This is a genomic window from Alteromonas sp. KS69, from assembly GCF_003989595.1.
GTDB classification, from domain to species: Bacteria; Pseudomonadota; Gammaproteobacteria; order Enterobacterales; family Alteromonadaceae; genus Alteromonas; species Alteromonas naphthalenivorans.
On record NZ_PYHU01000036.1, the window covers coordinates 80,785 to 87,701 of the forward strand.

Here is a 6,917-nt window from a genome sequence, read left to right on the forward strand (position 1 = left end):
GCTATGCCGCAGTAGTGACTGTGTAGATAAAACAAAGCCACACATCTTGATAGATAGTGTGGCTTTTTTATACGTGAGAAAAGGTAACGAGCGTAGCTAAAGACTATCAAGCAGGCTTTGTGCTTCAGGACGTTTAAAGAAAGGTCGTTTCACATTTACCGCAAAGGTTAATTCTTCTTTTGCTTCTTCAATTCTGCCTAACTTAGCCAATGTATAACCCAAGTGATAGCGAATGTTAGGATCATTGGCATCACGGGCAAAGGCGTCGCGTAATAGTTTGAGGCTGGTTTCATATTCCCCTCGCAATGCTTTTAAATAACCAAACGTATCAAGTATCTTGGCTGAATTAGGCTGCAATTCGAAGGCTGTATTAGCGTATGCATGGGCTGTTTCTAATGAGTCCTCAACGGCCATAATAGCCAAACGGTTGTAAGCCTCAGCTGGATTAAGTGTATTGGGGTTCTCGACTAACTCTTTGTATAGCGCTGTAGATTCTTCAAAATCGCGAATGAAAAACAAATATTGCGCTAATAAGTTTTTCGCTAACAAATTAGCGTCATTTTCTGCTATCAGTTCTCTAGATTTAGATAGAAAGGTATCTACAAACTCTTCATTCAACGCGTAATTGTAAATGGCAACGAAAGCTTGAGAAAAGCTTGGATTAACATCCAGAGCCTTGAGGTAAGCATCGACTGCTGCCTTGTCTTTGTTCAAATTAGCTTCTAAACGGCCAATCAAATACCAATAAATTGGACTTTGCTCTTTTGCTTTTGGCATGCCATTTAACAGTGATTTAGCTTTATTGTTGTTTTGTAAGTCGAGCAGTAAGCTGGCGTACCGTAAAGAAATAAAGCTATTCTCTGGCGAAATATTATATGCCCGCTCCATCGCGTGGAGCGATAGGTCATTATTGCCTAGCGAGCGTATCAAATCGGAATACGTTACTAAATCTCTTGGGTTGTCATTAATAAAGTTGCGAACAATATTGAGCGTCTTTTCTGCTTCAGCACGCTGCTTTGAGTTTATGAGTAGCGATGCTTTTCTCAGTAAGTACTCTGCGTTATCGAAGTTATCCTTTAACAGTAAATCTAAATGATACAACGCGTTTTTTGTATCGCCTTGTTGTTGATACAAGAATGACAGTCTTTCTCTTGAACCCACATTCGATGGGTCTAAAGTAAGTATATCGAGATAAATCTGTTTCGCGGGTTCTACATAGCCCTGTTTAGTCATGTTGAACGCTTTCAACATTAGGGTTTCACTGTGCTTTGGCGATAGGATAAGTAACTCTTCTACCAGCGCGTTTGATTCATCAACATTACCCAAACGACTTTCTGTAGCTGCTAAATTAAACTTTGCAGGAAAGAGGGTGGGGTTTTGCTCAAGTGCTTTTTCGATATTTTCTTTTGCCGCTTCTAGTTGCCCCTGCCTAATAAGAATACCGGCTTTTAAATTATAAACCTCGGCTTCATCAGGGAACAGCTTGTTTAGCAAGTTAGCCCCTTCAAGGGCTGGTTCAAAACGCTCTGCTTGCAAATTCATTAACGCATAAGTAAAAAGGAAACCTGCATTTTGTGTGTATTTTGGCAGGTTCTCTTGAAGGATAGATAAGGCTTGCTCTTGTTTACCTCTAGCCGCCATCAACTTAATTTTGAATAGTTGAAGTTTTCCTTCATCAGGATACTTTTCTTCTAAATTTCGAAGCAGTCGTTCAGCTTTAAATGCCTTTTTTTGACGAATGAAAAGATCACCCAACATAAGTGCAGAGTCGGGATTTTCCATTAAAGGTTCTTGATAGCGTTCTAGAAGTAGCAGTGCTTGCTTGTCTTGCTGAGTAGCCATATAAACTTGACTGAGCATCAGTACTGCTTGCAAATCTTCGGGCTCTTTTTGCAGATAAGAGGAAAAATCTTTAGCTGCCGTTTCCATGTTGTTATTGAAAAAGTTAGTTAAACCACTGATATAAAGCAGCATAGGTTGAGAGGTAATTAACTCTGGATCGAGCTGAGCCATAAAGTCGTTTAGCTCTTTTAGCTTTTTATTATCAATGGCCTCTTTATTGTCTCTACTTTGCAACCAGCTATTCAACAGTATAGCTAAAGGATCGTTTGGTGTATCTTCAATAATTTCATCAACAAACAACTTTGCGGTATCGTAGTCTTTGGCTTCCAAATACAAATCAACTAAATTACGAAGTGCAATAGGATCGTTTCGATTAAAGGTAAGCGCTTGTTGTAAATTAGCGGTTGCGGCATCTTTATCGCCCTGGCGGTAAGCTAATTGTCCTTTTAATCTCCACGAAATAGCGTTTTCTGGCTCGATGGAAATAGCGTTCTGTATTAGTTGGTTGGCTTCAACTAATTCTTCGTTTTGCAAAGCAATAGAGGCTAGCCCGTTTATCGCCGGCACAAAATTAGGTGAAGAGGCCACAATCGTATTGTAATCTTTTAGCGCACATTCATTATCTTCTAGTCGAATGCACGCGGTAGCTCTTATCAGTAACCATTCCCGCTCAGCGTCACCAGATAACTTGTCCACATCGGTGAAATCGACGATGCTTTGATACTTGTTCATGAACAGCCAGGTATTACCCAGTAACTCAGCCAATAAATTTATATCGGCGCCCATTTCTAGCGCTTCTACAAATTCCAATTCAGCTGCGTTTAAATAACCGTTAATAAGTAAAATTTCACCCATCAACATTTTTGCAGCAAGGTTTTCGGGATCTTTTTGTAAGCTGTTTTTTAGGTGTATATAGGCTTCATCGTAAGCCGTCTCGTTAAAAGCTGAGAGTGCTTTTTCATAATCTTCAGAAGTTGTTGCGAAACTATTGAATGCAAAAAATGAGGTTGCGATAGCCGAGACAAGGGCTTGCTTGAAAAAACCTTTCTTATTATTAACCAAATCCATAATTACCTTAAAATATTACCCAGCTACAAGCTTAAAAATAGCATAAAAAAAGGTGGCCTAAGCCACCTTATAAAGATACGTGTTTTCTCTGCGTTTTAAAACAATTAAACGCGACGCTTACGGCGGTAAGCAAGAAGACCAAGACCTATACTCATCAGCGCTAATGCACCTGGCTCGCTAACTGGTGTTGGAGCCGGCGGTGGTGTTGTAGATTTTTGAATCGCTAGGTCAAGAGAAGAAAGCTTAAAGCCTACTCCGTGATAAGTGCTTGAACTATCATCAAAAACAGTATTATATGCACCGACTAACCAGTATTTTGCAGAATTCGTTAACGTCGTAAATTTAGATTCATACAATTTTGTTGAACTATCTCTACTGCCTATACCAAAGTGACCTAGTGTACCCGCAACAATAGAACTTGAAACACTAGCCCATGTTGACTCTACGCTATCGCTAAACGAATTAATGTCACTTAACCCCGCAACAGTCACCTCTTTGGTTCCATTATTTCCATTTACCCAAGAAAATGATGATCCCTGAAGAGTCACGTCTTCACTAAAACTCAGTAAAAACATATCGAAATCATCTTTACCTTTATCATTGTAATTATCAGCCGAATGACTATCTCCACCCCACGAATAATCGTCATTCAAGATGCCATAACCGACGTTGCCGTATTCGCTCCAGCCTTTGATGTCGCCTTGGTCTAATTTTGTATCTTCAGACGAAGAACTGCTTAAGTTCCCTGTGTCCGACCATGCTGTAATACCGACATAAACATCTGTTCCATCAATGTTGATCACAGAACCATGTGAGGCAGATGGAGTTAAAGTTTGAGTAATTCCATTTTCAGAAAGAGAATAGGTTGCTTCACTGAGACTATCATCAGCCAGAACGTTTCCGGTCAATAATACAGCTACGCTAAACGCAAAACTTGTTAAGCCTTTCATATGTTTCATTACCACTAATATTTACCATAATAATAGTTAGTAAGCATTTACTGTGCCATTTGTTATGTCGTTGATTTTTTTATAATTTAATGATGTTGTTTTTATGGTAGTAAAAAAAGCTGACAGGTACAACCACTTGTCAGTGATCTAAAGTCTAATAACTTTAAATGCTTTTCTTACGGCGCCACATCACAAATAATGAACATGCCATAAGCAGTCCTAGCGTACCTGGCTCAGTAACTTCTGTAGGGGCGGGGGGCGCTTGTGTCTCAGTTTTGGAAAAACCTATGTTAGCAAGTTTGAATGCATCGTTACCTACATACCCGCCTATGTTACCGAAAACGGTATTATAAGCGCCAACAAGCCAATACTGAGAAGATTCAGTAAAGGTAAAGTCGGCGCGGTGATCTAGCGTTTCACAGTTCTCTATATCAAAAGATGCTGACGTCAATGCATCTGCAACTATATCGCTCCAAGTATTAACCCCGGAAGTCAGCGTTGAAGTGTTTCCTAATGCTGCAACAGATATTTGACTGTCGTTACTGTCATATAGCCAAGAGAAACTTGCACCGGTTAAGGTTACAGCTTGGTCGAAAGAAAGAAGTACGAAGTCGTAGTCTCTCTCAACATTGGTTGTCCCGCTTCTGTACGCAGCGTTACTACCTTGATAATTGTAATTCAGGTTATCTATGGCGTGATCAGAGTTACCGCTGTAAATTGCTTCGTCGTTGTTGGTAACACCATAGGCCCATTGATTAGATATTTTCTCTAAATCTGCACCTACTACGGTTTCGTTGTAAACACCCTGAGTATCAGAAAAGGCGGCAAGTGATATACTGACACCATCTATGCTGATATTTGAGTCGTTGGCATTTGTACTTTGATAGACCCCGTCTTCTACTAAATCATAAGTATGCTCACCCAACGCAGAATTACAGGATGAGTTTTGGTTGCTACTACTATTAGAACTACCGCTACCGCAATAAGAATAATTGTGGTTGTTGTGATAGGTAGCTTGCGCATTGCCAGCAACGAAGATTGCTGTGGTTGATGAGAATAAGAGTAGCGATGGTAGTACTACTTTTTTAAATAAACTGCGCATGGCGGTGTTCCTTATAAACCCTAATTGGGCTTGGGCGCGAATACCTCTTCTTACTGAGCAGAAGTACAACTTTTAAGGCGGCGTAAAAGGTATCGCTAGTTTCAACATGGATTTGTATGATAACTGAACGGTGAGCTAAAAAAGGTATGTGGGCGTATACCTAGTTATTAGATAAGTTTGCGCATGTAAACTTAAACCAAGTCGCACACTATTACTTATAGATAACGCATACGTAGAATTTACTTTGCTAGGCGTTAAACAATATCTATGAAATAATTGCTGCATTACATATAGAAGTATGAGGACTTATGTCTGAACAAAAGCGAAAAGGGATTTATCTTCTTCCCAATCTATTAACCACTGCGGGTCTATTTTCAGGCTTTTTTGCAGTAGTGTCTTCAATGACAGGAAGATTTGAAGCAGCAGCGGTAGCTATATTTGTTGCTATGGTTTTTGATGGATTAGATGGCCGGGTTGCGCGTATGACGAATACGCAAAGCGATTTTGGTGCTGAATATGACTCAATGGCCGATATGGTGTCATTTGGTATGGCGCCGGCGTTAGTGGCATACAACTGGGGCTTAACTGAGCTCGGTAAGTTCGGTTGGTTAGCTGCCTTTGTTTATGTGGCAGGTGCTGCCCTACGTTTAGCGCGATTTAATACGCAAGTTGGTATTGCCGATAAACGCTTCTTTCAAGGCTTGGCTAGCCCAGCAGCAGCAGCAGTAGTTGCTGGCTTAGTCTGGGTAGGCGTTGAATATGATGCTGTAGGTACAGACTACGGAATTGTAGTGGCGTTAGTCACTGGTTTCGCTGGCCTACTAATGGTGAGTAACTTCAAATACAATTCATTCAAAGAATTGAATTGGCATGGGAAGGTTCCTTTCGTAGGGCTGCTTATTGTGCTACTTATATTTGTGGTGGTAGCAACAGAGCCTGCTTTGGTACTCTTTATTGTGTTTTCTCTTTACGCGCTTGCTGGCCCAATCAATACATTTAGAACCGTCGATAAAGTTACATTGAACGACGTAGTAGGTGAGCAAGAAGAAGATGCAGACTTTGATGCTAATAGTGCGACCGATACTGTCGATAGTAGCGAAGGGCAGCAAGACAAAGAGTCGTCTAATAAAGTGTAAAAACACGCCTCTCAGTCATTAATAGTGATGAGTTAGTTGTATTAATATACCAAACGACTAAAAAGCGACCTTCTAGGTCGCTTTTTTTATGAATTATCAAAAAGAGGTTGACCTTGCCTCAGAAATCTCTAGAATGCGCATCCGCTTCGACAGGAAAGTGAAATAACTTACACTGACAAAGCAAGTCACTACAACCTGAAAGGTAGTACTGGCAAGGTTTACAAGGAAATGCTTTTGAAATTAATTTTCTGAAAGTGTTGACATGAAAACCGAAGCGCGTAGAATGCGCGCCTCGCTTTAAGGAGTTGGTAACAACACTGGAAAAGCAGTTTTCATTAACTCTTTGGAGTTAACAACGGTTCGAAAAGAAATTTACGAAAAACGTTGACACTGAAAACGAAACGCGTAGAATGCGCATCCGCTTCGAAGAGAAGCGCTCATCGAAAAGGCAATGGCCGTTCGGGTGAGGTGAGGAAGTCTAAGCAACTATATGTAGTGTTAGTCCTCCTTGCGCAAAAACAGAATGCTTCGCATTATGATTTTTGCACGATAGTTCTTTAACAATTTATAACAAGACAATCTGTGTGGGTACTCATTAAGAGTGTCACACAACGACGATTCATATTCGATATATTTAATTGAAGAGTTTGATCATGGCTCAGATTGAACGCTGGCGGCAGGCCTAACACATGCAAGTCGAACGGAAACATGTCTAGCTTGCTAGATGATGTCGAGTGGCGGACGGGTGAGTAATGCTTGGGAACTTGCCTTTGCGAGGGGGATAACAGTTGGAAACGACTGCTAATACCGCATAATGTC

4 protein-coding genes and 1 rRNA gene are annotated in these 6,917 nt (G+C 40.6%); 2 read left to right on the forward strand and 3 right to left on the reverse strand.

All coding sequences use genetic code 11. The features are described from left to right. Positions 1-96 precede the first annotated feature (96 nt). The 3 genes from prsT to xdp1 (C7Y69_RS16985) all read right to left on the reverse strand — a co-directional run bounded on the left by prsT (position 97) and on the right by xdp1 (C7Y69_RS16985) (position 4,962). The gene (prsT, locus tag C7Y69_RS16975; protein WP_126873476.1) at positions 97-2,910 is read right to left on the reverse strand and encodes an XrtA/PEP-CTERM system TPR-repeat protein PrsT; all 2,814 of its coding nucleotides are present in this window, start codon (positions 2,908-2,910) and stop codon (positions 97-99) included. 104 nt (positions 2,911-3,014) lie between these two features. After that, positions 3,015-3,869 carry an exosortase-dependent surface protein XDP1 gene (gene xdp1, locus C7Y69_RS16980; protein ID WP_126873478.1) on the reverse strand — a complete coding sequence of 285 codons (855 nt, stop codon included), beginning with the start codon at positions 3,867-3,869 and terminating at the stop codon, positions 3,015-3,017. A 154-nt stretch (positions 3,870-4,023) separates the two neighbouring features. Further along, entirely contained in the window at positions 4,024-4,962 is a 939-nt protein-coding gene (gene xdp1 / locus C7Y69_RS16985) for an exosortase-dependent surface protein XDP1 (RefSeq protein WP_126873479.1), read from the reverse strand. A gap of 308 nt (positions 4,963-5,270) precedes the next feature. On the opposite strand from xdp1 (C7Y69_RS16985), the gene pssA reads away from it, so the two are divergent. After that, positions 5,271-6,098: a CDP-diacylglycerol--serine O-phosphatidyltransferase gene (pssA, locus tag C7Y69_RS16990; protein ID WP_126873481.1), complete on the forward strand. Its 828-nt coding sequence runs from the start codon at positions 5,271-5,273 to the stop codon at positions 6,096-6,098. A gap of 635 nt (positions 6,099-6,733) precedes the next feature. Next, positions 6,734-6,917, forward strand: a 16S ribosomal RNA gene (locus C7Y69_RS16995); the annotation flags it as partial.